Raw genomic sequence first — 25854 nt, 5'->3', positions numbered from 1 at the left:
GGAACGGCCGGCGTCAATCGCACGTCGAATCCGCTGGCCGGTACCGGCGGACATCGTGCGGCGGCCCTTGCGGTGCCTTGGCACTCTTTCACAATCGTTTGGCGGCGACGTCGGCGCCCTGTGGTCAAATACAGGGTTTTCCACGAAACCGTAACACTCCGAGACGGCGAGGTCATATTTGGCGGGGCAGTCGAACCAGCAAGCACATACGGCACATGACGCGGTCCCGCGCGGGGAACGCAATCGCGCCGGCGTCGCGGCCCGCGCCGCGCGGGCGGCCCTCGCGGGTTGCCTGGCCGCGTGCTTCGCGCTGCCGGCCCACGCGAAGTACGACGTCGACATCGACGCGCCGCGTTCGATCCGCAAGCTCCTGAAGACGCATCTCGATATCGCGCGCTTCGCGAAGCGCGACGACATCAGCGACGACCAGTTCGACTTCCTCGTGACCGCCACGCCGCAGCAGGTGCGCGACCTCACCGCGACGGCCGGCTATTTCTCGCCGGTCGTGCGCACCGATGTGCGCACGCGCGACGGCAAGCGCGACGTGCGCATCGCGGTCGATCCCGGCAAGCAGACGATCGTGTCGAGCGTCGACCTGACGTTCAAGGGGCCCATCGACACCGAGGATCCGAAGCAGGAAGCCGCGACCCGTTTCGCGTTCTCGCTGAAGCCGGGCGATCCGTTCACGCAGTCCGACTGGGACGGCGCGAAGGGCGCGGCGCTCAGGCAACTGCAGTCGCGCCGCTATCTCGGCGGGAAGATCGCGTCGTCCGAAGCGCGCATCGACCCGCGCACGCAGCGCGCGATGCTCGCGGTCACGTTCGACAGCGGCCCGACGTTCACGATCGGCAAGGTCGACGTCGACGGCGTGCGGCGCTATCCGGAAAGGATCGTCACGAACGTCAACCCGCTGTCGGAAGGCGAGATCTACGACGTGCAGCGGATCACCGAACTGCAGCGTCAGTTGCAGAACACGCCGTATTACGCGAGCGTCGCGATCGACGTCGGCGACGATACGGCGAAGCCCGAGCGCACGCCCGTGCACGTGAAGGTCAGCGAGTTTCCGTACAACAACATCCGCGGCGGCGTCGGCTTTGCCACCGATACCGGGCCGCACGTGCAGGGCTCCTATACGTATCTCGACACGTTCGGCGCCGCGTGGCCGCTGACCGTGTCGGGCCGGCTCGACCAGATCCAGCAATACGGGCAGGTCCAGCTGTCGATGCCGCCGGGCGAGAAGGGCTGGACCAACAGCGTGCTCGCGTCGTACACGAACACCAACGTGTCGGACACGCGCATCTACAGCGCGCGGGTCGGCGCGCAGCGCACGCGCACCGGCCAGTTCATCGATTATTCGTATTCGCTGATGTACTACCAGGACCGGCTCGACCAGAACGGCGCGGGTCCGACCACGAGCCGCGCGCTCGTGCCGCAATGGGCGTGGACGCGCCGCAACGTCGACGATCCGCTGTTTCCGCGCTCGGGCAACCTGATCCACGCGGAGGCCGGCTTTGCGGTCAAGGGCGTGCTGACCGACCAGTCCTTCATTCGCGGCTACGCGCGCGGCCAGCAGTACCTGCCGATCGGCAAGCGCGACCTGTTCGTGTTCCGCGCGGAACTCGGCGGCGTGTTCACGAGCGGCAGCTCGACCGGTGTGCCGGCGTCGCTGCTGTTCCGCGCGGGCGGTTCGAACTCGGTGCGCGGCTACGGCTACCAGAGCATCGGTAACAGCGTCGACGGTTCCGTGCTGCCGACCAAGTACCTGATGACGGGCACGGCCGAATACCAGCACTGGTTCAACCGCGACTGGGGCGCAGCGACGTTCTTCGACATCGGCACCGCCACCGATGCGTGGGGCGAGCGCGTGTTCTATCCGGGTGTCGGCATCGGCGCGCGCTGGCGCAGCCCCGTCGGCCCGATCAACGTCGACGTCGCGTACGGGTTGCGCAACCATAGCGTGCGCCCGTACCTGACGCTCGGCATCGCTTTCTGACCGTACTGCTTCACCGACGACGAACCGCATGACGAAGGACCCGAACGACACGCCGCCGCCTCACGATCCGGACTCGCCCGACGGCGCGCCCGACACGCCGCCGCGCGCGCCGCGCCGCGGCCGGGCGGTGCGCGTCGTCGCATGGACGCTCGCGACGGTCGTGCTGCTCGTCGTGCTGGCGGTGGGGCTCGTGGTGGGCGCGGTGACGACCGAACGCGGCACGCGGCTTGCGTGGCAACTGGCCGGTCACGTGCTCGGCACGCGGCTCGCGGGCACGCTCGACGGTGGCTCGCTCGCGACCGGCGTGCGGCTGCGCGGCTTCGCGTGGACCAGCCCCGACGGTTCGGGCACCGAGGTCCGCATCGACCGGCTCGACGGCCGCTGGGCCCTGACCCGCGCGCCGTGGCGGCTGTCCATCGCGTACCTTCGCGCCGGCACGATCGACGTGCGGATCGCGCCGGGGCCGTCGACGCCGAGTACGATGCCGCAGGACCTGAGCCTGCCGCTGCAGTTGCGGATCGACGACCTGCGCGTCGATCACCTCGCGATCCACGACGGCGGCTCGACGACGCAGCTCGACCATATCGCGCTGAACGGCCGCAGCGACGGCCGTCACCATGAACTCGTGCTCGACGGCATCGATACGCCGTACGGCACGCTGACCGCACGCGCGAAGCTCGACGGCGTGAAGCCGTTCGCGCTGACGGGTGACGCCACGTATGCCGGCAAGCTGTCCGACGAGCCGGTCGACGCGCGTGCGCGCGTGTCGGGCTCGCTCGAGGCGCTCGTCGCCGAAGTCGACGCAAGCGGGATGAAGCTGAACGGGCGCGCGCACGTCGAGGCCGCACCGTTCGGCGCGGTGCCGCTCACGCGCGCATCGCTCGCGTTCGATCACGTGAACCCGCAGGCGCTCGCGCCCGGCGCGCCGGCCGCCGATCTCGCGGTGCGCGCGGAACTCGCGCCGGTGACCGCGCCGGCCGGGGCGGAGCCCGCGAAGGGTTTCGCGGTGACGGGCCCGGTGTCGATCGTCAACGCGAAGCCCGGCACGCTCGGCGACCACCTGCTGCCGGTGATCGACGCGCACGCGAACGTGCATCTCGACGCGCACGCGCAGCGGATCGACGATCTCGCACTGAAGCTGATCCGCGACGGCAGCGTGACGGGCAACGGCACGCTGACGGGCGGCAAGGGCCGTTTCGACCTGAAGGTCGCGAATCTCGACCTGAACGCATTCGTCGCCGAGCTGCGGCCGATGCGCCTCGCCGGCCCGCTCGGCGTGACGCTCGCGGGCGATGTCACGACCGTCGACTTCAACCTGAACGACCCGAAGCTCGCGCTCGGCGCACGCGCGAAGGTCGCGTTGACGCCGCAGCAAACCGTGCTGACCGACGCGCGCGTGACGGCGGGCAAGGGCCGGATCGACCTGACCGGTGTGTTCCGCCACGATGCGCATTCGAGCTACGACGCGAAGGCGACGCTGACCGCATTCGATCCGCTGCTGCTCGCCGCGATGAGCGCGCCGAAGGCAGGTGGCGGCAAGGCGCCCGCCAAGGCGGCGAAGGCGCCGGCCCAGCGCGGCGAGACGCGCGTGTCGGGCACGCTCACGGCGTCCGGCGCATTCGCGCCGCAGGTATCGACGAAGGCGACCTTCAAGCTCGGCGACAGCCTGTACGACGGCGTGCCGCTGACCGGCGCCGGCGTCGTGCAGCTGGCCGGCTCGCGCATCTTGCCGAGCAACGCAAACCTGTCGATCGCGGGCAACCACGTCGACCTGCGCGGCAGCTTCGGCGCGCCCGGCGACCGGCTGCGCTTCGTCGTCGACGCGCCGCAGCTTGACCGGCTCGGCTTCGGCGTGGAAGGGCTCGTGCAGGCGCAGGGCGACCTGACCGGCAGCTTCGCGCACCCGAACGTGACGGCCACCTACAAGGCCGAGCACGTCGTCGTCGGCTCGAACCGGATCGGTGCCGCACAGGGCCGGGCGGACATCCGCGACGGCGCGCACGGCGCGCTCGTGTTCACGGCCGACGCGTCCGACCTCGCGCTCGGCTCGTTGAAGCTGAAATCGCTGCGCGCGAACCTCGACGGCACGCGCGCGAAGCACACGCTCGACGCATCGGCGCTCGGGATTGCCGATGGTCGCGTGATCGACGTGACGCTCGCGGCGAATGGCGGCGTGGTCGAGAACCGCGACGGGATGCGCTGGGACGGCACCGTCACGCGTCTTGCGAACCGCGGCACGCCGGCCATCGCGCTGCAGTCGCCGCTGACCGTGTCGGCCGGCGCCGGCCGCGTGACGCTCGGCGCGACGCGGCTCACGCTCGAAGGCGCGGCGATCGACTTGAAATCGTTTGTGTTCGATCACGGCCAGATGCGCTCGGCGGGCTCGGTGACCGGTGCGTCGGTCGCGCGTTTCCTGGAGGTCCGCCAGGCGCTGACGGGCCAGCGGCCGCCGGTGCGCACCGACGTCGTGCTCGATGCCGACTGGGATTTCTCGCTCGGCGCGAACGCGACGGGCTACGTGCAGGTGAAGCGCCGCGGCGGCGACGTGACGATCGAGAGCGGGCGCGGCATCGCCTCGCTGGGGCTGACCGACCTGTCCGCGCGCGCGAGCTTCACGCCCGGCAACCGGCTCAACGTGACGGCGCTCGCGAAGGCGAACCGGATCGGCACGCTCGACGCGAACGTCACCGTGCCGTTCGCGCTGCACGACGGCATGTTCGGCGTGGTCAACGACGGCCCGCTGTCGGGCCGCATCGACGCCGACATCCCGGCGCTGAAGACGACCGGCAACCTGTTCGGGCCGAGCTACCTGCTTGGCGGCCGCGCGGCGCTGAAGCTGACCGTCGCGGGCACGCCGGCGAAGCCGAACCTGTCGGGGACGCTGACGGGTGACGACCTGTCCGCGACGCTCATCGACCAGGGCGTGCAGCTGAAGGACGGCATCGTGCGCGTGAAGCTGTCGGAAAACCTCGTCGAATTCCAGCAGGTCGAATTCCACGGCGGCGACGGTACGCTGCGCATGCTCGGCCGCGTGCGCCTCGACGGCGAGGCGCCCGACCTGACCGCGAGCATCGTCGCGGACAAGCTCGAGCTGTTCGCGGCGCCGGACCGCAAGCTGTCGCTGTCGGGCAAGGCGACGGTCGCGAACGACGGGCCGCGCGGCGCGCTGTCGATCGACGGCAAGTTCGTCGTCGACCGCGCATTGTTCGACCTGCCCGAGGAATCGGCGCCGCACCTGTCGGACGATGTGGTGATCATGCAGCCGGGCGGCACGGTGCGCGGCGAGACGCCGACCGGTTCCGCGGTCGCGAAGCCGAAGCCGGTCGAGGACAAGCCGGCGCCGTCGCTCGCGCCGCGCGCGAATGTCGACATCGGCCTCGGCAACAACTTCCGCTTCAAGGGCCATGGCGCGGATCTCGGATTGCGCGGCACGATCACCGTGATGAGCGCGCCGGGCGTGCCGCTGCGCGCGGTCGGCAACGTGCGCGTGACCGAAGGATCGACGTACACGTCGTTCGGCCGCAAGCTCGCGATCGAGAATGGCTTCTTCACGTTCAACGGCCCCGTGTCGAACCCGGGCGTCAACATCCTCGCGATGCGGCGCAACCAGGAAGTCGAGGCCGGCGTGCAGGTGACGGGCACGATCCAGTCGCTGACGGTCAAGCTCGTGTCGGAGCCGAACGTCACGGACAACGAAAAGCTGTCGTGGCTGCTGTTCGGGCACGGCACGGACCAGGGCAACAACGTCGGCCAGCAGGGTGCGATGACGGCGGCGCTCGGGCTGCTCGGCAGCGTGACCGGCAAGCGCGTCGCGCAGACCTTCGGTCTCGACGAGGTTTCGGTCGGCCGCAGTGAAGTCGGCCTGACCGATCCGCAGGTCGTGCTGGTGTCGAAGGCGATCAACGAGCGCTTCGTGCTCGGCTTCGAGCAAGGGCTGCAATCGGCGGCCAACGCGTTCAAGGCGACGATCAACCTGACGCGTTTCTGGTCGGTATCCGCGTACGGCGGCACGTTCCAGGGCGTCGACCTGAACTACACGCGGCGCTTTGATCGCTGGTTCAGCAGCGACGGCGGGCGCGGGCGGCGCGCCGAGCAGCCATGAAAAAAGCCCCGCACATCGTGCGGGGCTTCCTTTTTGCGCAAGCGGCAGCGCGTTCGGCTTACTTCACGCGCATGCCGGGCTTCGCGCCGCTGTGCGGCTCGAGGATGTAGAGGCCCGGCTCGGCCTTCTCGTCGGTGGCCGACGCAGCGAGCACCATCCCTTCGGACAGGCCGAACTTCATCTTGCGCGGCGCGAGGTTCGCGACCATCACGGTCAGCTTGCCGACGAGCTGCTCGGGCTGGTACGCGGACTTGATGCCCGAGAACACGTTGCGGGTCTTTTCCTCGCCGACGTCGAGCGTGAGCTGCAGCAGCTTGTCCGAGCCCTCGACGGCCTGGCACGCGACGATCTTCGCGATGCGCAAGTCGATCTTCGCGAAATCATCGATCGAGATCGGTGCGTCGTCCGCGCCGTTCACGGCGGCCTGCTTCGCGTTCGCCTTCGCGTTGTTCTTCGCATCCTTCGCGTTCGCGCTCGCGGCAGCCGCGCCGGTGGCTTCGGCCTGCAGCGAGTCGCGGTTCGCGGCGAGCAGCGCTTCGATCTGCTTCGGATCGACGCGCGTCATCAGGTGCTGGTACGCCTTGATCGGCTGCTCCGACGACAGCGGCTTTGCGGCATCGGCCCAGGCGAGCGGCGCGATCCCGAAGAACGACTCGACGGCTTCGGCCACGCGCGGCATTACCGGCTTCAGCGCGAGCGACAGCAGGCGGAACGACTCGAGGCTCACGCTGCAGGTTTCGTGCAGCGCGACCGCGTTGGCCGGATCCTTCGCGAGATCCCACGGCTTCGCGCCGTCGACGTACGCGTTCACTTCGTCCGCGAGCTCCATCGTGTGGCGCAGCGCGCGGCCGTATTCACGTGCTTCGTAGTGCGCGGCGATCTGCGGGATCGCCTCGCGCAGCTTCGCGACGAGCGGATGGTTCATCGCGCTGTCCTGCACGCGGCCGTCGAAGCGCTTGATCAGGAAGCCTGCCGCGCGGCTCGCGATGTTCACGTACTTGCCGACGAGGTCGCTGTTCACGCGCGCCTGGAAGTCGTCGAGGTTCAGGTCGATGTCTTCCATCGTCGCGTTCAGCTTCGCGGCGAAGTAGTAGCGCAGCCATTCGGGGTTCAGGCCCGTGTCGATGTAGCTCTGCGCGGTGATGAACGTGCCGCGCGACTTCGACATCTTCGCGCCGTCGACCGTCAGGAACCCGTGCGCGAACACGTTGGTCGGCGTGCGGTGGCCCGAGAACTCGAGCATCGCGGGCCAGAACAGCGTGTGGAAGTACAGGATGTCCTTGCCGATGAAGTGGTACTGCTCGGTGGTCGAGCCCGGGCGGACCCACGCATCGAAGTCGATGCCGTTGCGCTCGCACAGGTTCTTGAAGCTCGCGTAGTAGCCGACGGGCGCGTCGAGCCACACGTAGAAATACTTGCCGGGCGCGCCCGGGATCTCGAAGCCGAAATACGGCGCGTCACGCGAGATGTCCCAGTCGGCGAGCTTGGCCTCGCCGGCGTCGCCGAGCCATTCGCGCATCTTGTTGGTCGCTTCGGGCTGCGCGAGGCCGCTCACCCATTCGCGCAGGAACGTTTCGCAGCGCGGATCGGACAGGCGGAAGAAGTAGTGCTTCGAGGTCTTGCGCACCGGCGTCGCGCCCGACACGACCGAATACGGGTTCAGCAGTTCGGTCGGCAGGTAGGTCGAGCCGCACACTTCGCAGTTGTCGCCGTACTGGTCCTTCGCGTGGCACTTCGGGCACTCGCCCTTGATGAAGCGATCCGGCAGGAACATTTCCTTGACGGGATCGTACGCCTGCTCGATCTCGCGCTCGGCGATGAAGCCGGCGTCCTGCAGCGCGACGTAGATCTTCTCGCTCAGCACGCGGTTCTCGTCCGAATCGGTCGAGTAGAAGTTGTCGAACGACACGCCGAAGCTGTCGAAGTCGCGCTTGTGTTCGGTCCACACACGGTCGATCAGCTGCTTCGGGGTCAGGCCTTCCTTCTCCGCGCGCAGCATGATCGGCGTGCCGTGCGTGTCGTCGGCGCCGATGTAGTAGACCTCATGGCCATGCATTCGCAGCGTCCGCACCCAGATGTCGGTCTGGATGTACTCGACCAGGTGGCCGATGTGGATCTGCCCGTTGGCATAGGGCAGTGCGGACGTAACGAGGATCTGGCGGCCACCTTGCGGCGCCGCAGCCTGCACGGGAGTGAGGTCGGATGCGGACATAGGGTCTGTAGAGGAACAGCGGAAAAACGACGGGAAACTGCGATTCTAGCAGGGGTGCGCAACAGCGACGCGGGCGGGCGCCCCAGGACCGGGCGCCGAAACGGGCGGGGCCGCGCATGCGGCGTGCCCGACGGTGCGGTGCTGCGATGCAGCACGAATTCTGCGGGCAAAAAAAACCGGGGCGGATACGGCCCCGGAGCAACAACGACAAGAGGAGAATGGTGACGCGCCGGCAACACCAGCCGCGTACCGTAAATACTGACCACGGCCTGCGATAGAAGTTCGAAAATTTTTTCGATTTGTTACCGGCGCCGCCGGAAGCCTTGTCCGGCGGGGCTGCGCGGGCGGCGGGCCCGCGCGTTCTCCTCGTCGCGCGCTTACTGCGCCTGCGCTGCGCGCAGGTAGATTTCGACGCGGCGGTTCTGTGCGCGGCCGGCTTCGGTCGCGTTGTCCGCGATCGGGTTCGATGCGCCCATGCCTTGCGCCGACAGGCGGCCGGCGTTCACGCCGCGCTGCGCCAGTGCGTTCACGACGCTTTGCGCGCGGTTCTGCGACAGCGTCTGGTTCAGCTGGGCCGAGCCCGTGCTGTCCGTGTAGCCGACGATCGATGCCGTCACTTGCGGGTTCTGGTTCAGCGTCGTCGCCAGGTCGTTCAGCAGCGGCGTGAAGGCCGGTGTGATCGCGTACTGGTTCGTCGCGAACGTCACCGAGCTCGGCACGTTCAGCTTCAGGGAGCCGTCCGGCTGCTCGGTCACTTGCGTACCCGTTTGCGCCGCCGACGGCGCGAGCTTGTTCTTGATCGCCTGCCAGTTGTAACCCGTCACGCCGCCGACCAGTGCGCCGACGCCTGCGCCGATCGCCGCGCCCTTGCCGCCGCCCGCCAGTGCGCCGATGCCTGCGCCCAGCGCCGCACCCGTGCCGGTACCGACGGCCGTATTGTTGCCTTGCTGCGTGGCGCAGCCTGCCAGCAGGGCGCCGGCCAATGCGAAGACGGACAAGCGGGTCGCGATTTTCATGTTCATCTTGGATTCCTCTCTTGGTTGAACGAGTCGACAACGACGACAACAACAGTTACGGCTCCCTGCGCGGGCCGCCCGAAAAAGGAGGGCAGCCCGTGCCCGCGGCAGCCGCCGAGGTGGCTGCATGCCCTGTCCGTCAGCGTGGCTGTTGGGACAGTGCGACGCGTCAGCCTCTACAATATAGGCGGTAAGTGGCCGATTTGGCCCCATAGCATGCCGCACGCGAAGAGTGCGCCGGGTCGCGCGTTCGCGCAATGGCGTGCAACAGATTCTTTCACTTTTCCCGATTTTCGCGCCGTAATTTGATATTTTTTGACGTTTGCGCGCGAGAAAAACGTTTTCACGGAGTTTCGATGAGCATTGACCGGGCACAAGTCGACGCCGCTTTGGCGGCTGTCGTCGACCCCAATACCGGCCGTCCGTATGCGGCGAATAAGGGCGTGCGCAACGTCGCGATCGACGGCGACGTCGTGGCGCTCGACGTGGTGCTCGGTTATCCCGCGCGCAGCCAGCACGACGACGTGCGCGCCCGCATCACGGCGGCGCTCCAGGCCGTGGCCGGCGTGCGCGACGCGCGCGTCGCGGTCTCGCAGGAGATCGTCGCGCACACGGTGCAGCGTGGCGTGAAACTGCTGCCGAACGTGAAGAACATCGTCGCGGTCGCGTCGGGCAAGGGCGGTGTCGGCAAGAGCACGACGGCCGTCAACCTCGCGCTCGCGCTTGCCGCGGAAGGCGCGTCGGTCGGTATCCTCGACGCCGACATCTACGGTCCGTCGCTGCCGACGATGCTGGGCATCCATGGCCAACGCCCCGAGTCGCCCGACAACCAGTCGATGAACCCGCTCGTCGGCCACGGGCTGCAGGCAAACTCGATCGGCTTCCTGATCGAGGAAGACAACCCGATGGTGTGGCGCGGCCCGATGGCGACTTCCGCGCTCGAGCAGCTGCTGCGCCAGACCAACTGGCGCGAGCTCGACTACCTGATCGTCGACATGCCGCCCGGCACGGGCGACATCCAGCTGACGCTCGCGCAGCGCGTGCCCGTCACCGGCGCGGTGATCGTCACGACGCCGCAGGACATCGCGCTGCTCGACGCGAAGAAGGGCCTGAAGATGTTCGAGAAGGTCGGGATTCCGATCCTCGGCATCGTCGAGAACATGAGCATCCACACCTGCTCGAACTGCGGCCACGAGGAGCACATCTTCGGCGCCGGCGGGGCCGAGCGGATGGCGAAGGAATACGGCGTGAACGTGCTCGGCAGCCTGCCGCTCGACATCGCGATCCGTGAGCGGGCCGACAGCGGCACGCCGACGGTCGTGGCCGATGCCGACGGCGCGCTGGCGCGTCGCTATCGCGAAATCGCGCGCGGGGTGGCGCTGGCGATTGCCGAGCGATCGCGCGACATGACGTCGAAGTTCCCGTCGATCGTTGTTCAAAATACGTAAAACCCTTGCGGGGCGGGGCCTCACGCTGTTTACGGCGCCGCGAGGCGCGGTATCATGGCGACTTTTCCCGGGTCCCTTTACCCGCCCGGCGCGGCCGTCGTGTCAAACGGCCGTCAGCCGGCATGAGGATCGAATGAAACAACGACATCACGGCGTGTACGCCGGCCGCGTGCGGTGCGCGCTGCTGGCCGCCGCCGCGCTGGGCCTGCTGGCCGGCTGCACCTCCTTTTCCTCGTCGCACGAAAAACGGGCCGACGCACAGCTGCAGCCGACGGTCGGCTCGCAGGCGCGCGGCGCGGTGACGTTCGTCGAGCGTCCGGACGGCGTGCAGGTTACCTACAACCTGGCCGGGCTGCCGCCGAACAGCGATCACGCCTTACAGGTACACGAACGCGGCGACTGCAACGCGGGCGACGGCTCGAGCGCCGGCCAGGTGTTCGCGCCCGCGGCCGACCGGCTGCGCGCGGGTGCCCGCGTCGCCGGCGATCTCGGCAACATCCACGCGGACGCGAACGGCGTCGCGGCCGGCTTCATCGTCGCGCCCGATCTGGCCCTCGATGGCGTGCGCTCGGCGATGAACCGCGCGGCGCTGGTACACCGCGACTCGAGCGATCCCGCGTTTCCGCAGCATGGCGCGGGGCCCGCGCTCGCCTGTGGCGTGATCCGTTGACGGCCGCCGCGTACGCGGGCCGATGATCGCGTAAAATGTCGGCCTTTCCCTGGCCGCCGTCCTGAATGGCGGCCTTCGTTTCCCGTCACGCAGCGTTTCCAGGCGCCCCGATATGAGCATCAAGTCCGACAAATGGATTCGGCGCATGGCCGAAGAGCACAAGATGATCGAGCCGTTCGTGCCCGATCAGGTCCGCGCGTCCGAGGACGGCCGCCGGATTGTCAGCTACGGCACGTCGAGCTACGGCTACGACATCCGCTGCGCGGACGAATTCAAGATCTTCACGAACATCAACTCGACGATCGTCGATCCGAAGAACTTCGACGAGGGTTCGTTTGTCGATTTCAAGGGCGACGTGTGCATCATCCCGCCGAACTCGTTCGCGCTGGCCCGCACCGTCGAATATTTCCGCATCCCGCGCACCGTGCTCACGGTCTGCCTCGGCAAGTCGACCTATGCGCGCTGCGGGATCATCGTCAACGTGACGCCGTTCGAACCCGAGTGGGAAGGCTACGTCACGCTGGAATTCTCGAACACCACGCCGCTGCCCGCGAAGATCTACGCGAACGAAGGCGTCGCCCAGGTGCTCTTCTTCGAGAGCGACGAAGTGTGCGACGTGTCGTACGCGGATCGCGGCGGCAAGTATCAGGGGCAGCGTGGTGTCACGCTGCCGAAAACCTGATCTGGTTGCATAACGTCTCACCAGTTTCCGGGTGACCGCTGCGCGTGACGCGCCGCGGTCGTTCTTTTTGGAGAATCGCCCATGAAGTTTCGTTTCCCCGTCGTCATCATCGACGAAGATTTCCGCTCCGAGAACATCTCGGGCTCCGGCATCCGGGCGTTGGCCGAAGCGATCGAGAAGGAGGGCGTCGAAGTCCTCGGCCTCACGAGCTACGGCGATCTGACGTCGTTCGCGCAGCAGTCGAGCCGCGCGTCGTGCTTCATCCTGTCGATCGACGACGACGAACTCATGCTCGGCGAGACCGGCCAGGACGGCGAGCTGCCCGAACTCGCGACCGCGATCATCGAGCTGCGCGCGTTCGTCACCGAAGTGCGCCGCCGCAACGCGGACATCCCGATCTTCCTGTACGGCGAGACGCGCACGTCGCGCCACCTGCCGAACGACATCCTGCGCGAGCTGCACGGCTTCATCCACATGTTCGAGGACACGCCGGAGTTCGTCGCACGCCACATCATCCGCGAGGCGAAGGTCTATCTCGACTCGCTCGCGCCGCCGTTCTTCAAGGAACTCGTCAAGTACGCGGACGAAGGCTCGTACTCGTGGCACTGCCCGGGCCACTCGGGCGGCGTCGCATTCCTGAAGAACCCGCTCGGCCAGATGTTCCACCAGTTCTTCGGCGAGAACATGCTGCGCGCGGACGTCTGCAACGCCGTGGACGAACTCGGCCAGCTGCTCGACCACACGGGCCCCGTCGCGGCGTCCGAGCGCAACGCGGCGCGCATCTTCAGCGCGGACCACCTGTTCTTCGTGACCAACGGCACGTCGACGTCGAACAAGATCGTCTGGCACGCGACGGTCGCCCCGGGCGATATCGTGCTGGTCGACCGCAACTGCCACAAGTCGATCCTGCACGCGATCACGATGACGGGCGCGATTCCCGTGTTCCTCACGCCGACGCGCAACCATTTCGGCATCATCGGGCCGATCCCGCGCGACGAATTCAAGCCGGAGAACATCCGCAAGAAGATCGAGGCGAACCCGTTCGCGCGCGAAGCGATGCGCGAGAACCCGGACATGAAGCCGCGCATCCTGACGATCACGCAGAGCACGTACGACGGCGTCGTCTACAACGTCGAGATGATCAAGGACCTGCTCGGCGACCTGCTCGACACGCTGCACTTCGACGAAGCGTGGCTGCCGCACGCAACCTTCCACGATTTCTACCGCGACATGCACGCGATCGGCGACGGCCGTCCGCGCACCGGCGCGCTCGTGTTCGCGACGCACTCGACGCACAAGCTGCTCGCGGGCATCTCGCAGGCCTCGCAGATCGTCGTGCAGGATTCGGAGAACCGCACTTTCGACAAGCACCGCTTCAACGAGGCGTACCTGATGCACACGTCGACGAGCCCGCAGTACGCGATCATCGCGTCGTGCGACGTCGCGGCCGCGATGATGGAGCCCCCGGGCGGCACCGCGCTCGTCGAGGAATCGATCGCCGAGGCGATCGACTTCCGCCGCGCGATGCGCAAGGTCGACGCCGAATACGGCGACGACTGGTTCTTCAGCGTGTGGGGCCCGGACAACCTGTCGGAAGAAGGCATCGGTTCGCGCGAGGACTGGATGCTGAAGCCGAACGACCACTGGCACGGCTTCGGCCCGCTGGCGGAAGGCTTCAACATGCTCGACCCGATCAAGGCGACGATCATCACGCCGGGGCTCGACGTCGACGGCGAGTTCGGCGAGACCGGCATTCCGGCCGCGATCGTCACGAAGTACCTGGCCGAGCACGGGATCATCGTCGAGAAGACCGGCCTGTACTCGTTCTTCATCATGTTCACGATCGGCATCACGAAGGGCCGCTGGAACTCGATGGTGACCGAGCTGCAGCAGTTCAAGGACGACTACGACAACAACCAGCCGCTGTGGCGCGTGCTGCCGGAATTCGTCGCGCAGCATCCGCGCTACGAGCGTGTCGGCCTGCGCGACCTGTGCACGCAGATCCACGACGTGTACCGCGCGAACGACATCGCCCGCCTGACGACGGAGATGTACCTGTCGGACATGGAACCGGCGATGAAGCCGTCGGACGCGTTCGCGAAGCTCGCGCACCGCAAGATCGACCGCGTGCCGCTCGACGAGCTCGAAGGCCGCGTGACGAGCATCCTGCTCACGCCGTACCCGCCGGGCATTCCGCTGCTGATCCCGGGCGAGCGCTTCAACAAGACGATCGTGAACTACCTGCGGTTCGCGCGCGACTTCAACGAACGCTTCCCGGGCTTCCACACCGACATCCACGGCCTCGTCGCGGAAGAGGTGAACGGCCGCGTCGAGTACTTCGTCGACTGCGTGCGCGACTGATGGCGGCGCACGGACGAATCCAGGCGATGCGTGCGGCGCTGGCCGCGCTCGTCGTCTGGGCGGCAGGGTCGGCAGGGCTGGCGGGCGTCGGGGTCGTGCACGCGGAAGTCGCGGCGGCCGACCCGATCGACGTCGCGATGCGGCAGTGTCTCGCGCGGCGCGACCGGTCTTCGCCGGCCGGCCAGATCCAGTGCATGGGCGAAGCGCAGCAGCAGTGGCAGGCCGTGATGGACGGCGCGTACCAGCGCCTGTTGAAGGATGCGCCGGCCGATGCGAAGCGCGGCTGGCAGGACAGCCAGCGCCATTGGCTCACGTGGCGCAAGGACGAAGTGCTTCTGCTGAAGGCCGTGTACGACACCACGCGCGGGACGTCGTACGCGATGTCGAGTGCCGACCTGCAACTGCAGCCGGTGCGCGATCGCGCGCTGGCGCTGCGCGCAGCGGCCGATCGTTATGCACCGCCGCCCGGCGCCGTGCCGGTCGCGGCTACGAGCGGTGCGCAGGGTAGCGCGGGTGATGCGCCGAGCGCGGCCAAGCCGAACGCCAAGCCGAACGCCAAGCCGAACGCCAAGCCGGCGAACGCGCCGCGCGATCCGGCCGTGCGCCGCGTGCGGCCGTGCGAACAGGACGCCGCGTGCGAGCATGCGCTGTTCGACCTGAACCGCTATTACCAGAAGCTGCGCCGCAAGATGCCCGCGCATTCGGCCGCGACGCTCGTCCGCGCGCAGCGCGCGTGGGTCGGGTTCCGCGATGCGACGGCACCGCTCGTCGGCGAGGACGGCCGCGTCGACCTGATCGGCGCGCGCATCGCGACGATGAAGCGGCTGTCGGAGACGGCCGGCAACAAGTAAGTGCGATGGCGACGCCGATTCGGCGAGACAGCCAAAAGCAAAACGGGCACCCGAAAAGGTGCCCGTTTTTCATTTGGCGGCCGTGAGTCAGGCGGGCCGTTGCGTCTCGAGCCCGCCGAACCACGACGGCACGAGCGCGACCGCATCGTCGAGCGACGCGAGCACGTGCAGGCTCAGCGCGACGATTTCGGGCGTCGGCGCCTTCAGGTCGGGCACGGTGATGACCGATGCACCTGCGCCGGCGGCCGATTGCGCGCCGAAGTCGCTGTCCTCGAACGCGACGCAGGCGTGGGCCGGCACGCCGAGGCGTTCGGCCGCGAGCCGGTAGACGGCCGGATCGGGCTTGCCGCGCGCGACTTCGTCGCCGCCCGCGATCGCGCGGAAGAACGGCAGCACGCCGACCGCGTCGAGTCGCGCGCGGATGACCTCGCACGCGGACGACGACGCGACCGCGCACGGAATGCCGGCTTGCGCGAGCGCGTCGAGCAGCGCGAACGCGCCGGGCTTCAGCGGAAACTTCGGATGCGGTTCGGGCGCCGCGAGCTGTTCGCGCACGCGGATGCGCACCGCGTCGAACGTATCGGGGTTACCGATCAGCCGTGCCAGGATGACCTGGCCTTCGGCGAACGAGCGGCCGACGATCTGCAGGTAGTCGGTTGTGGTCAGCGTGACGCCGTGCGCATTCGACACGTCGATCCACGTATTCATGATGGTCCGCTCGGAATCGACGAGCAGGCCGTCCATGTCGAAGAGCGCGGCGGAAAAGGTCATCGGCGGCATTCGGGAAGCAGGGAAGGCGATGGGCGGCGCGACGGCCGCCCGAATGAAAAACGGACGCCGAGGGCGTCCGTCCGGAACAGCAGGCTTACTGGCCGAGCGCGGCGCGCGCTGCCTTGACCGCCGCACGCACCTGGTCGGGCGCGGTGCCGCCGGGGTGGTTGCGGCTCGCGACCGAGCCCTCGAGCGTCAGGTAGCCGAACACGTCTTCGCCGATCAGGTGCGCGACGTTCGGCAGCTCCTGCTTCATCTCGTCGAGCGTCAGGTCGGCCAGGTCGATCCCGCGGTCGTCGCAGATCTTCACGGCATGCGCGACGGCTTCGTGCGCATCGCGGAACGGCAGGCCGCGCTTGACCAGGTAGTCGGCGAGGTCGGTGGCGGTCGAGAAGCCCTGCAGTGCGGCCGCGCGCATCGCGTCCGGCTTCACGGTGATGCCGGCCACCATCTCGGCGAAGATCCGCAGCGTGTCGGCGACGGTGTCGACCGTGTCGAACAGCGGTTCCTTGTCTTCCTGGTTGTCCTTGTTGTACGCGAGCGGCTGGCCCTTCATCAGCGTCAGCAGCGCCATCAGGTGGCCGTTCACGCGGCCCGTCTTGCCGCGGGCGAGCTCGGGCACGTCGGGGTTCTTCTTCTGCGGCATGATCGAGCTGCCGGTGCAGAAGCGGTCGGCGATGTCGATGAAGCCGACGCGCGGGCTCATCCACAGCACGAGTTCCTCGGAGAAGCGCGACACGTGCGTCATCACGAGCGCGGAAGCCGCCGTGAATTCGATCGCGAAGTCGCGATCCGACACCGCGTCGAGCGAGTTCGCGCAGATGCCGTCGAAGCCGAGCGTCTTCGCCACCGCGTGACGATCGATCGGGTAGCTCGTACCGGCGAGCGCGGCCGCGCCGAGCGGCAGGCGGTTCACGCGGGTGCGGCAGTCGCGCATGCGCTCCGCGTCGCGCGAGAACATCTCGACGTATGCGAGCAGGTGGTGGCCGAACGTGACGGGCTGGGCAACCTGCAGGTGCGTGAAGCCCGGCATGATCGTGTCGGCGTTCTGTTCCGCGAGGTCGAGCAACGCGCCACGCAGGTCGTTCAGGAGGCCGCCGATGCGGTCGATCTCGCCGCGCAGCCACAGGCGGATGTCGGTCGCGACCTGGTCGTTACGCGAGCGGCCCGTGTGCAGGCGCTTGCCGGCGTCGCCGATCAGCGCGGTCAGGCGCGCCTCGATGTTCAGGTGGACGTCTTCCAGGTCGAGCTGCCATTCGAATTCGCCGCGCTCGATTTCGCCCTTGATCTGTGCCATCCCGCGTTCGATCGCGGCCAGGTCGTCGGCGCTGATGATCTTCTGCGCGGCGAGCATGTTCGCGTGCGCGAGCGAGCCGGCGATGTCGACGAGCGCGAGGCGCTTGTCGAAAAATACCGACGACGTGTAGCGCTTGACCAGCTCGGACATCGGTTCCGAGAAGCGGGCCGACCAGGCCTCGCCCTTTTTGTGCAGTTGGGACGTCATGGCGATTCTTCGAAGGGAGATTGAGCGGCGTGCGCCGCCGAGGAATCCCGCGATTCTAACATTCGCGGGCCTGCCCGCCGCGGCGCGCGGCCGTTCGCGGCGGCCTGCCGACCGTGCCCGGCGCGGGCCGGCCCGTTCAGTCGCGCACCAGCACGACCAGCTTCAGGTCCTCGCGGTGCGCGGGCTTCAGCGTGATCTGCTGGTACACGAGGCGGCCGTCGGCCGGATGGTCGAATTCGCGCAGGCCGCCTTCGCGTTCGAACACGTCCTGCGATGCCCAGTACTGCGCGAACGCGTCGCTGCCGGCGGTCAACGCGTCGATCAGTGCGCGCGTCGGCGCATCGGTCAGGTGACGGATCGAATCGGCGCGGAATTCGGCCGCGAGCCGCCGCGCGCGGGTTTCCCAGTCGACGATCAGCGTGCGCGCGGCCGGCGACATGAACGTGAAGCGCAGCAGGTTGCGATCGTGCGCGCCGTCGAGCCAGCCGGAAAAGAGCACGGCGGCCGGCGCGTTCCAAGCGAGGGCGTTCCATTGCCGGTCGAGCACGTACGCGGGCGTCGCGATGGCCGTGACGGTCGCGGCGAGCGTCGGCGGCAGGTCGCCGGCCGCGACGTCGGGCTCGGCCGGGTCGCGCTGCGCGGCCAGCTCGAACAGGTAGGCCCGCTCGGCTTTCGACAGTTGCAGCGCGACGGCGATCCGCGCGAGCGCGTCGGCGGACGCCGACACCGGGCGGCCCTGTTCGATCCACGTGTACCAGGTCGGGCTGACGCCGCACAGTTGCGCGACTTCCTCGCGCCGCAGCCCCGGCGTGCGGCGGCGCGGGCCGGGCGGCAGGCCGACGGCCTGCGGCGACAGCCGCTCGCGGTGGGCGCGGATGAATTCGCCGAGTGCGCGGGCGGGCGAGGCGTCGAGCGGCGGGACGGGAGCGGAGGACGGGTGGTTCATGCGGAAACGTCGAAATGGAAACGGAGGCGCGGCAACGGTCAGACAGGTGTATCGAATACCAGAATAACTGCTTAACTTGTACTGGTACAAGCGCAGGCCTATTGTAGCGGCTCGCACGCTGGCAGGGCAGCGAGCGTCCCACAAAACGCGTTGCATGGGGCCGGAGCAGGTGCTGAGGCGCCTGTCGCACCGGCAACGGTACAAAGGAGCGAACGATGAAACATCACGACCAGGTCGCCGACGCATTCGGCACGACGGCCGCCGCCTATCTGACGAGCACGGTCCACGCGACGGGCGCCGATCTGCAGACGCTCGCCGATGCGGTGCGCGCCACGCCCGACGCCGCGGTGCTCGATCTCGGCTGCGGCGCGGGCCATGCCAGCTTCGCCGTCGCGCCGCACGTGCGCGACGTGGTCGCCTACGATCTCGCCGCGCAGATGCTTGCGACCGTCGACGCCGCCGCGCGCGAACGCGGGCTCGCGAACATCCGTACGCAGCAGGGGCCGGCCGAGCGACTGCCGTTCGAGACGGCGACGTTCGACTGGGTCGTGAGCCGGATGAGCGCGCACCACTGGCACGACATGCGCGCGGCGCTTGCCGAGGTGCGCCGCGTGCTGAAACCGGGCGGCCGCGTGTTGATGATCGATATCGCCGGCAACGACCATCCGCTTCTCGATACGTACCTGCAGGCCGCGGAAGTGCTGCGCGACGCGTCGCACGTGCGCGACTACCGGGCGGACGAATGGCTCGCGATGTTCCGCGAAGCCGGCTTCGACGCGCACGTGCACAGCCGCTGGCGGCTGCCGATCGATTTCGATACGTGGGTCGCGCGCATCCGCACGCCGGCCGACAGCGTCACCGGCATTCGCGCGCTGTGGGCGCATGCGCCGGACGAAGTGCGCGGCTACTACGCGGTGCAGCCCGACGGTTCGTTCGAACACGACGCGTTGCTGATCGACGCGCACTGAGCGCGAGGTGTGCCGGCACGGCTTCGCCGGCGCATGAAAAAAGCCGCGATACGCATCATCGCGTATCGCGGCTTTCAAGACGTCAGTCGGCGCGGGAATCACACCGCGCCGCACGCGGATCAGCCCGTGTTGCGCAGGCCGGCCGCGATCCCGTTGATCGTCAGGTGAATCCCGCGGCGCAGCCGCGCGTTCGTGTCGCCGGCACGGTGGCGCTTGATCAGCTCGACCTGCAGGTGGTTCAGCGGATCGAGATACGGGAAGCGGTTCTTGATCGAGCGCGCGAGCAGCGGGTTAGTCGCGAGGCGGCCTTCGTGCCCGGTGATTTCCGCCAGCGCCTGCGACGTGCGCTCCCATTCCGCGACGATCCGCTCGAACACGTGCTTGCGCAGCTTGCGGTCGGAAACGAGCTGCGCGTAGCGCGACGCGACCGCGAGGTCGGTCTTCGCGAGCACCATGTCCATGTTCGACAGCAGGTTCGAGAAGAACGGCCAGGTCTTGTTCATCTTCTTCAGCAGCGCGACGCGCTTCGTGCGCTCGGCGTCGTCCGGCGCGCCGTCGAGATACGCGCTCACCGCGCTGCCGAAACCGTACCAGCCGGTCAGCAGCAGCCGGCACTGGCCCCACGAGAAGCCCCACGGAATCGCGCGCAGGTCCTCGATCTTGCGCTGCTTCGGATCCTGCAGCTTGCGCGACGCCGGGCGGCTGCCGATGTTCAGCTCGGCGATCTCGGTGATCGGCGTCGACGAGAAGAAGTAGTCGGTGAAGCCCGGGGTTTCGTAGACGAGCGCGCGGTACGCGGCCATCGCCGCATCGGACAGCGTCTGCATCGCGGCCTCGAACGCCGGCAACTGCGCGGGCGCGTTGTTCTGCGGCAGGAGCGTCGCCTCGAGCGTCGCCGCGACGACCGTCTCGAGGTTCCGGCGGCCGATCTCCGGGTTCGCGAACTTGCTCGCGATCACCTCGCCCTGCTCGGTCAGGCGGATCTGGCCGTTCACCGTGCCCGGCGGCTGCGACAGGATCGCCTGGTAGGTCGGGCCGCCGCCGCGGCCGACCGTGCCGCCGCGGCCGTGGAACAGCCGCAGCGTGATCTTGCGGTCGCGGAACAGGTCGACGAGCGCGAGCTCCGCGCGATACAGCTCCCAGTTCGACGTGAGGAAGCCGCCGTCCTTGTTGCTGTCCGAATAGCCGAGCATCACTTCCTGCTCGGCGCCCTGGTGTGCGATCAGCGCGTCGATACCCGGCAGTGCGAAGTACTCGCGCATGATGCGCGCGGCGTCGCGCAGGTCGGGAATCGTCTCGAACAGCGGGATCACCATCAGGCTGTTCTTCGCATCGCCGCCCGGGACGCCGAGCGCGCCTTCGAGCAGGCCCGTCTCTTTCTGCAGCAGCAGCACTTCGACGAGGTCGCTGACGGTTTCCGTATGCGAAATGATGTAGTTGCGTACCGCACGTGCGCCGAATTGCGCGCGGACTTCGCGCGCCTTCTCGAACACGCCGAGCTCGCTCTGCGCGAGCGCCGAGTATTCGAAATACGGCGAGCGCAGCGGACGCGGATCGGCGAGGGCGGCGAGCAGCACGCGCAGCTTGTCTTCCTCGGCGAGCGCCGCGTAGTCGGCCTCGACGCCCGCGCGGGCGAACAGTTCGGCGACCACGGCTTCGTGGATGTCGGAACTCTGGCGCAGGTCGATGCTCGCGAGATGGAAGCCGAACACTTCGGCCGCGCGCACGAGCGGCGCGAGGCGCGGCGCGGCGAGCGACGTGCCGTGGTGTTCGTCGAGCGATGCGGTCAGCACCTTCAGGTCGGCGACGAACGCTTCGGAATCCGCGTACGGGACCGCGCGCACGGGCGGCGCGCCGCGGCCCGCGCTGCGCACCGGCACCGTGCCTTCGCCGAGACGCACGCGCGCGCTGGCGGCAAGGCGCGTGTAGATGCCGATCAGCGCGCGGCGATACGGTTCGTCGACGCGGTGCGGCGACTGGTCGGGGGAGGCTGCCGCGAGCGCCTTCACCGCGTCGTTCGCACCGACGAGCAGGTTCGACACCGACAGCTCGGCGCCGAGCTTGTGCACCTGTTCCAGATAGTGCTCGAGGATCACCGCGGCCTGGCGGTTGATCGCTTCGTCGAGCGTCGGCGCGGTCACGTTCGGGTTGCCGTCGCGGTCGCCGCCGATCCAGCTGCCCATCTGGAAGAACGCGGGTACGCGCGCGGACAGGCCGTGCTCGGCGAGCGCGGCCTCGATGTCGCCGTACAGCGCGGGCAGTTCGTCGAGGAACGTCGCGCGATAGTACGACAGCGCGTTCTCGATCTCGTCGCCGACCGTCAGGCGCGAGTCGCGCAGCATGCGGGTCTGCCACAGCGCGGTGACGCGCGCGCGCAGCATCGCTTCGTTGTGCTGGCGCTCGCGGCTCGTCAGTTCCTGGTCGCGTTCGGCGAGCAGGCGCGCGATGTCGTGCTGCGCGTCGAGGATGCTCTTGCGCTGCACCTCGGTCGGGTGCGCGGTCAGCACCGGCACGATCAGCGCATCGTCGAAGAAGCGCTGCAGCAGGCGCTTCGACGCGTTGCCGGTCGTCTTCAGTTGTTCGAGCGCGTACGCGACCGTGCCGGGCTGCGACGCGGAGCCGGCCAGCGCATGGATGCGGCGGCGGCGGTTGTGGTGGCGGTCTTCCGCGATGTTCGCGAGATGCGAGAAATAGCTGAACGCGCGCACGACGCTCACCGTCTGCTCCGGCGTCAGCTTGCGCAGCTTCTTCTCGAGCGTCTGCGCGGCTTCGCTGTCGTCCTCGCGGCGGAACTTGACCGCGGTCTGGCGGATCGTCTCGACGACGTCGAACACGGTGTCGCCTTCCTGCTCGCGCACGACGTCGCCGAGCAGGCGGCCGAGGAAGCGGATGTCTTCGAACAGCGGGCCGTCCTTGTCGTCGCGCGTGCGCGTTCCGGACTTCGGTGCACCGGCCGTGCGGGCCGCGGTGCGGGCAGCCGGGCCGGCGGCTTTCGTCGCGCGTTTTGTCTGACGTATCGGGTCTTTCGGTTTCGTTGCCGTTTTCGCACGGCCGTTCGCGGCGGTGGCGACGGTGTCCGTCGAGGCGTCGGAGGAGGACAGGGCAGCATTGCGGCGCGCCGTACGCGCCGATCCGGAAGACTTCACGATGGGTTTCCTTGGGAAAGCTCGAGTCAAAAGGAACTGCGGAAACTGCGAAACTGCGGTCAAGCAACCAGCTACGTGCGGCACATCCGCGCATCGGCGCCGCGACCCGCTCGGCGGCAGGCCGGGCGCAGGCTCCAGGCCCGGGCGGGCAGGGGCGTGCGTGCTACCATTGTTCGATCTTCAATCCCGTCCTTCGATGTTCCAGCAATGAATTCCGAGACCCCCGCGGCCGGGCCGCAACAGGCACAGTCGCCCGCGACGTTGACGATTGCTTCGCGCGAAAGCCGCCTGGCGATGTGGCAAGCCGAACATGTGCGTGATGCGCTGCGCAAATTATATCCAGCTTGTGACGTGAAAATCCTCGGGATGACGACGCGCGGCGACCAGATTCTCGATCGCACGCTGTCGAAAGTCGGCGGCAAGGGCCTGTTCGTGAAGGAACTGGAGGCCGCGCTGGCCGACGGCCGCGCCGATCTCGCCGTGCATTCGCTGAAGGACGTGCCGATGGCGCTGCCCGACGGCTTCTCGCTCGCCGCGATCATGGAACGCGAAGATCCGCGCGATGCATTCGTGTCGAACGACTACGCGTCGCTCGACGCGCTGCCGGCCGGCGCCGTGGTCGGTACGTCGAGCCTGCGCCGCGAGGCGATGCTGCGCTCGCGCTACCCGCACCTGGACGTGCTGCCGCTGCGCGGCAACCTCGACACGCGCCTCGCGAAGCTCGATCGCGGCGACTACGCGGCGATCATTCTCGCGGCTGCGGGCCTGAAGCGCCTCGGCCTCGAAGCGCGGATCCGCGCGCTGCTCGACGTCGAGGCGAGCCCGCCCGCCGCGGGCCAGGGCGCGCTCGGCATCGAGATCGCATCGCACCGCGACGACGTCGCCGCATGGCTCGCACCGCTGCACGACCCGCAGACCGCGCTCGCGGTCGAGGCCGAGCGGATGGTGTCGCGCGCGCTCGGCGGCAGCTGCGAGGTGCCGCTCGCCGCGCACGCGGTGTGGCGCGCGGGCGAACTGTACCTGACGGGCCGCGTGTCGACGACCGACGGCAAGCGCGTGTTGACGGCCGAGGAATGCGGGGCCGTCGTGACCGTCGCCGATGCGCTCGCGCTCGGCCGCGCCGTGTCCGACGAGCTCGAGGCGCAAGGTGCGCTCGACATCGTCCGGGCGCTGCTCGCGGGCTCGCAGGCCGCCGGCAAGGGCGACGCCTGATGGCGGGCGGCACGCGCGCGTTCACCGCTGTCCTGACGCGCCCGGACGGCCAGTCCGGCGCGCTGGCGTCGCAACTGGCCGAGGCCGGCTGCGACGTGCTCGAATTTCCGTTGATCGACATTGCGCCAGTCGACGATCCCGCACCGCTCGACGCGGCATTCGCGGCGCTCGCCGACTACGCGCTGGTGATTTTCGTCTCGCCGAACGCGATCGACCGCGCGCTCGCGCAGTACGGCGCGATCTGGCCGAACGCGCTGCCGGTCGGCGTGGTCGGGCCCGGCAGCGTCGCGGCGCTCGAGCGTCACGGTATCGCGGCGCCCGCGCATCGCGTGATCGCGCCGCAGGCACCGGCCGACGGTGGCGTACCTCACTACGATTCGGAAAGCCTGTTCGCGTGCATCGAGGCCGCGTTCGGGGGCGCGCAGGCGCTGGCGGGCAAGCGCGTGCTGATCGTGCGCGGCGACGGCGGTCGCGAATGGCTCGCCGAACGATTGCGCGAGGCTGGCGCGGACGTCACGCTCGTCGCCGCCTATCGGCGCGTCGTGCCCGAGCCGCGCGTCGGCGCGTGGGAGCGCGTGCATGCGCTGCTTCACGGCGAACCGCATGCGTGGCTCGTCACGAGCTCGGAAGGCGTGCGCAACCTGCACGAACTCGCGCGCGCGCATCTGAACGATGCCGAGATCCACGCGCTGAAGCACGCGCCGCTCGTGACGCCGCATCCGCGGATCGAGCAGACCGCGCGTTCATTGGGTTTTGATAGGATTACGCTGACCGGCGCGGGCGATGAGCGCATCGTCCGCGCGTTTCGAACGATGGCCGAGGAGGCCGTCCAACCGGCGACAGCCGCACCGGTGACTAAACGCATGACAGATACCAACGATTCCAAAAGCGTCGCTTCCCAGCCGGCCGCTGCATCCGCACCGCCGTCACGCCCCGCCTACATGGGCGCCGAACCGCCCGCGCGCCGCGGCGGCAGCGCGGTGCTGTGGTTCGTCGTCGTCGTGCTCGGCTGCGCGGCGGGCGTCGGCGGCTACGCGCTGAACCGCAAGATCGACCGGCTCGACGGCACGTTCGTCACGCGCCAGAAGGCGCTCGATGCGCAGACGGCCGAGACGCGCATGAAGACCGAGCAGGCGCTCGCGAGCACGCACCAGGTCGACACGCAGCTCGCGCAGCTCGACGGCAAGCTCGCCGACGCGCAGAGCGCGCAGCAGGCGCTGCAGCAGCAATACCAGGACCTGTCGCGCAACCGCGATGCGTGGATGCTCGAGGAGGTCGACCAGATGCTGTCGAGCGCGAGCCAGCAGCTTCAGCTGACCGGCAACACGCAGCTCGCGCTGATCGCGCTGCAGAACGCCGACGCGCGCCTCGCGACGTCGCAGAGCGCGCAGGCGGTCACGGTCCGCAAGGCGCTCGCGCTGGACATCGAGAAGCTGAAGGCCGCACCGGCGGCCGACCTCACCGGCCTCGCGATCAAGCTCGACGATGCGATCGCGAAGATCGACGCGCTGCCGCTGTCCGGCGAGGCGATCGTCCCGCATGAGGCGCCGAAGGCAGTGCCGGCTGACGCCGCGTCGTCGGCCGTGGCCGGCGAGCCGCGCTGGAAGGTGTGGTGGCATGACTTCTCGGCCGGCCTCGGCCAGCAGTTGAAGGGGCTCGTGCAGGTGCGCCGCATCGACAACGCGGACGCGATGCTCGCGTCGCCCGACCAGGGCTACTTCGTGCGCGAGAACGTGAAGCTGCGCCTCTTGACCGCCCGCCTGTCGCTGCTCGCGCGCAACGACAGCGCGATGAAGGCCGACCTGCACGCCGCACAGGCGTCGCTCGGGAAGTATTTCGACCAGGCATCTAAGGACACGCAGACCGTCGAGGATCTGCTCAAGCAGGTTGACGGCGCATCGCTGACGGTTGCGGTGCCGAACCTGAACACGAGCCTGAACGCCGTTCAGCAGTTCAAGAGCCGGGGGTAACG

Annotated in this window: 16 protein-coding genes; 10 read left to right on the top strand and 6 right to left on the bottom strand. The window is 68.5% G+C overall.

Annotation, left to right across the window (positions count from 1 at the left end; all coding sequences use genetic code 11):
• Window positions 1-178: 178 nt before the first annotated feature.
• Both CFB47_RS14115 and CFB47_RS14110 read left to right on the top strand, forming a co-directional pair.
• On the top strand, window positions 179-1993 hold the full coding sequence (locus CFB47_RS14115; RefSeq protein ID WP_089461499.1) for an autotransporter assembly complex family protein: 1815 nt from the start codon (window positions 179-181) through the stop codon (window positions 1991-1993).
• Window positions 1994-2021: 28 nt separating this feature from the next.
• On the top strand, window positions 2022-6095 hold the full coding sequence (locus tag CFB47_RS14110) for a translocation/assembly module TamB domain-containing protein (protein ID WP_089461498.1): 4074 nt from the start codon (window positions 2022-2024) through the stop codon (window positions 6093-6095).
• A 58-nt stretch (window positions 6096-6153) separates the two neighbouring features.
• On the opposite strand, the gene metG is transcribed toward CFB47_RS14110, so the two are convergent.
• Complete coding sequence (gene metG, locus CFB47_RS14105; protein ID WP_089461497.1) at window positions 6154-8307, bottom strand: methionine--tRNA ligase; 2154 nt, start codon at window positions 8305-8307, stop codon at window positions 6154-6156.
• 377 nt (window positions 8308-8684) lie between these two features.
• Entirely contained in the window at window positions 8685-9329 is a 645-nt protein-coding gene (locus CFB47_RS14095) for an OmpA family protein (RefSeq protein WP_089440795.1), read from the bottom strand.
• A gap of 350 nt (window positions 9330-9679) precedes the next feature.
• Here CFB47_RS14095 and apbC point away from each other — a divergent pair, with 350 nt between their 5' ends.
• The 5 genes from apbC (at window position 9680) to CFB47_RS14070 (ending at window position 15335) form a co-directional block, all read left to right on the top strand.
• Entirely contained in the window at window positions 9680-10771 is a 1092-nt protein-coding gene (gene apbC / locus CFB47_RS14090) for an iron-sulfur cluster carrier protein ApbC (protein WP_089440794.1), read from the top strand.
• A gap of 133 nt (window positions 10772-10904) precedes the next feature.
• A complete protein-coding gene (gene sodC, locus CFB47_RS14085) occupies window positions 10905-11441 on the top strand; it encodes a superoxide dismutase [Cu-Zn] (protein ID WP_089440793.1) in 537 nt (178 codons plus the stop codon).
• 112 nt (window positions 11442-11553) lie between these two features.
• Window positions 11554-12123, top strand: coding sequence for a dCTP deaminase (gene dcd / locus CFB47_RS14080; RefSeq protein WP_006398615.1), 570 nt, complete (start codon window positions 11554-11556; stop codon window positions 12121-12123).
• Window positions 12124-12204: 81 nt separating this feature from the next.
• Window positions 12205-14484 carry an arginine/lysine/ornithine decarboxylase gene (locus tag CFB47_RS14075; RefSeq protein WP_089440792.1) on the top strand — a complete coding sequence of 760 codons (2280 nt, stop codon included), beginning with the start codon at window positions 12205-12207 and terminating at the stop codon, window positions 14482-14484.
• Window positions 14484-15335: a lysozyme inhibitor LprI family protein gene (locus CFB47_RS14070; protein WP_089461496.1), complete on the top strand. Its 852-nt coding sequence runs from the start codon at window positions 14484-14486 to the stop codon at window positions 15333-15335. Before CFB47_RS14075 ends, CFB47_RS14070 begins: the two co-directional genes overlap by 1 nt.
• Before the next feature lie 87 nt (window positions 15336-15422).
• Here CFB47_RS14070 and CFB47_RS14065 read toward each other — a convergent pair whose 3' ends face one another.
• The 3 genes from CFB47_RS14065 to CFB47_RS14055 form a co-directional block, all read right to left on the bottom strand.
• Window positions 15423-16106 (bottom strand): HAD family phosphatase, encoded by a 684-nt coding sequence (locus CFB47_RS14065; protein ID WP_089461813.1) that lies wholly within the window; start codon window positions 16104-16106, stop codon window positions 15423-15425.
• 94 nt (window positions 16107-16200) lie between these two features.
• Window positions 16201-17610 carry an argininosuccinate lyase gene (gene argH / locus CFB47_RS14060; RefSeq protein ID WP_046544646.1) on the bottom strand — a complete coding sequence of 470 codons (1410 nt, stop codon included), beginning with the start codon at window positions 17608-17610 and terminating at the stop codon, window positions 16201-16203.
• 136 nt (window positions 17611-17746) lie between these two features.
• Entirely contained in the window at window positions 17747-18556 is an 810-nt protein-coding gene (locus tag CFB47_RS14055) for a helix-turn-helix transcriptional regulator (protein WP_089461495.1), read from the bottom strand.
• 215 nt (window positions 18557-18771) lie between these two features.
• On the opposite strand from CFB47_RS14055, the gene CFB47_RS14050 reads away from it, so the two are divergent.
• The gene (locus tag CFB47_RS14050; RefSeq protein ID WP_039368573.1) at window positions 18772-19524 is read left to right on the top strand and encodes a class I SAM-dependent methyltransferase; all 753 of its coding nucleotides are present in this window, start codon (window positions 18772-18774) and stop codon (window positions 19522-19524) included.
• A gap of 119 nt (window positions 19525-19643) precedes the next feature.
• On the opposite strand, the gene ppc is transcribed toward CFB47_RS14050, so the two are convergent.
• Window positions 19644-22670, bottom strand: a complete 3027-nt coding sequence (gene ppc, locus CFB47_RS14045) for a phosphoenolpyruvate carboxylase (protein ID WP_089440786.1) — start codon at window positions 22668-22670, stop codon at window positions 19644-19646.
• A 207-nt stretch (window positions 22671-22877) separates the two neighbouring features.
• On the opposite strand from ppc, the gene hemC reads away from it, so the two are divergent.
• Together hemC and hemDX are read left to right on the top strand one after the other, a co-directional pair.
• A complete protein-coding gene (gene hemC, locus CFB47_RS14040) occupies window positions 22878-23882 on the top strand; it encodes a hydroxymethylbilane synthase (protein WP_089461494.1) in 1005 nt (334 codons plus the stop codon).
• The gene (hemDX, locus tag CFB47_RS14035) at window positions 23882-25852 is read left to right on the top strand and encodes a fused uroporphyrinogen-III synthase HemD/membrane protein HemX (protein WP_089461493.1); all 1971 of its coding nucleotides are present in this window, start codon (window positions 23882-23884) and stop codon (window positions 25850-25852) included. The genes hemC and hemDX overlap by 1 nt, the downstream gene beginning before the upstream one ends.
• Window positions 25853-25854 lie beyond the last annotated feature (2 nt).

Origin of the sequence: Burkholderia sp. AU27893 (assembly GCF_002223205.1) — a bacterium.
Lineage (GTDB): Bacteria > Pseudomonadota > Gammaproteobacteria > Burkholderiales > Burkholderiaceae > Burkholderia.
Note: the sequence above shows the minus strand (reverse complement) of the source record. Positions and strands in the feature narration are given on the sequence as shown.

What these genes read in the sequence shown, in the direction of transcription:
- sodC (WP_089440793.1), top strand. Translation starts at nt 10,905, where the DNA reads ATGAAACAACGACATCACGGCGTGTACGCCGGCCGCGTGCGGTGCGCG.
- CFB47_RS14070 (WP_089461496.1), top strand. Translation starts at nt 14,484, where the DNA reads ATGGCGGCGCACGGACGAATCCAGGCGATGCGTGCGGCGCTGGCCGCG.
- argH (WP_046544646.1), bottom strand. Translation starts at nt 17,610, where the DNA reads ATGACGTCCCAACTGCACAAAAAGGGCGAGGCCTGGTCGGCCCGCTTC.
- metG (WP_089461497.1), bottom strand. Translation starts at nt 8,307, where the DNA reads ATGTCCGCATCCGACCTCACTCCCGTGCAGGCTGCGGCGCCGCAAGGT.
- CFB47_RS14110 (WP_089461498.1), top strand. Translation starts at nt 2,022, where the DNA reads ATGACGAAGGACCCGAACGACACGCCGCCGCCTCACGATCCGGACTCG.
- CFB47_RS14075 (WP_089440792.1), top strand. Translation starts at nt 12,205, where the DNA reads ATGAAGTTTCGTTTCCCCGTCGTCATCATCGACGAAGATTTCCGCTCC.
- hemC (WP_089461494.1), top strand. Translation starts at nt 22,878, where the DNA reads ATGAATTCCGAGACCCCCGCGGCCGGGCCGCAACAGGCACAGTCGCCC.
- dcd (WP_006398615.1), top strand. Translation starts at nt 11,554, where the DNA reads ATGAGCATCAAGTCCGACAAATGGATTCGGCGCATGGCCGAAGAGCAC.
- CFB47_RS14055 (WP_089461495.1), bottom strand. Translation starts at nt 18,556, where the DNA reads ATGAACCACCCGTCCTCCGCTCCCGTCCCGCCGCTCGACGCCTCGCCC.
- CFB47_RS14095 (WP_089440795.1), bottom strand. Translation starts at nt 9,329, where the DNA reads ATGAACATGAAAATCGCGACCCGCTTGTCCGTCTTCGCATTGGCCGGC.
- CFB47_RS14065 (WP_089461813.1), bottom strand. Translation starts at nt 16,106, where the DNA reads ATGACCTTTTCCGCCGCGCTCTTCGACATGGACGGCCTGCTCGTCGAT.
- CFB47_RS14050 (WP_039368573.1), top strand. Translation starts at nt 18,772, where the DNA reads ATGAAACATCACGACCAGGTCGCCGACGCATTCGGCACGACGGCCGCC.
- hemDX (WP_089461493.1), top strand. Translation starts at nt 23,882, where the DNA reads ATGGCGGGCGGCACGCGCGCGTTCACCGCTGTCCTGACGCGCCCGGAC.
- apbC (WP_089440794.1), top strand. Translation starts at nt 9,680, where the DNA reads ATGAGCATTGACCGGGCACAAGTCGACGCCGCTTTGGCGGCTGTCGTC.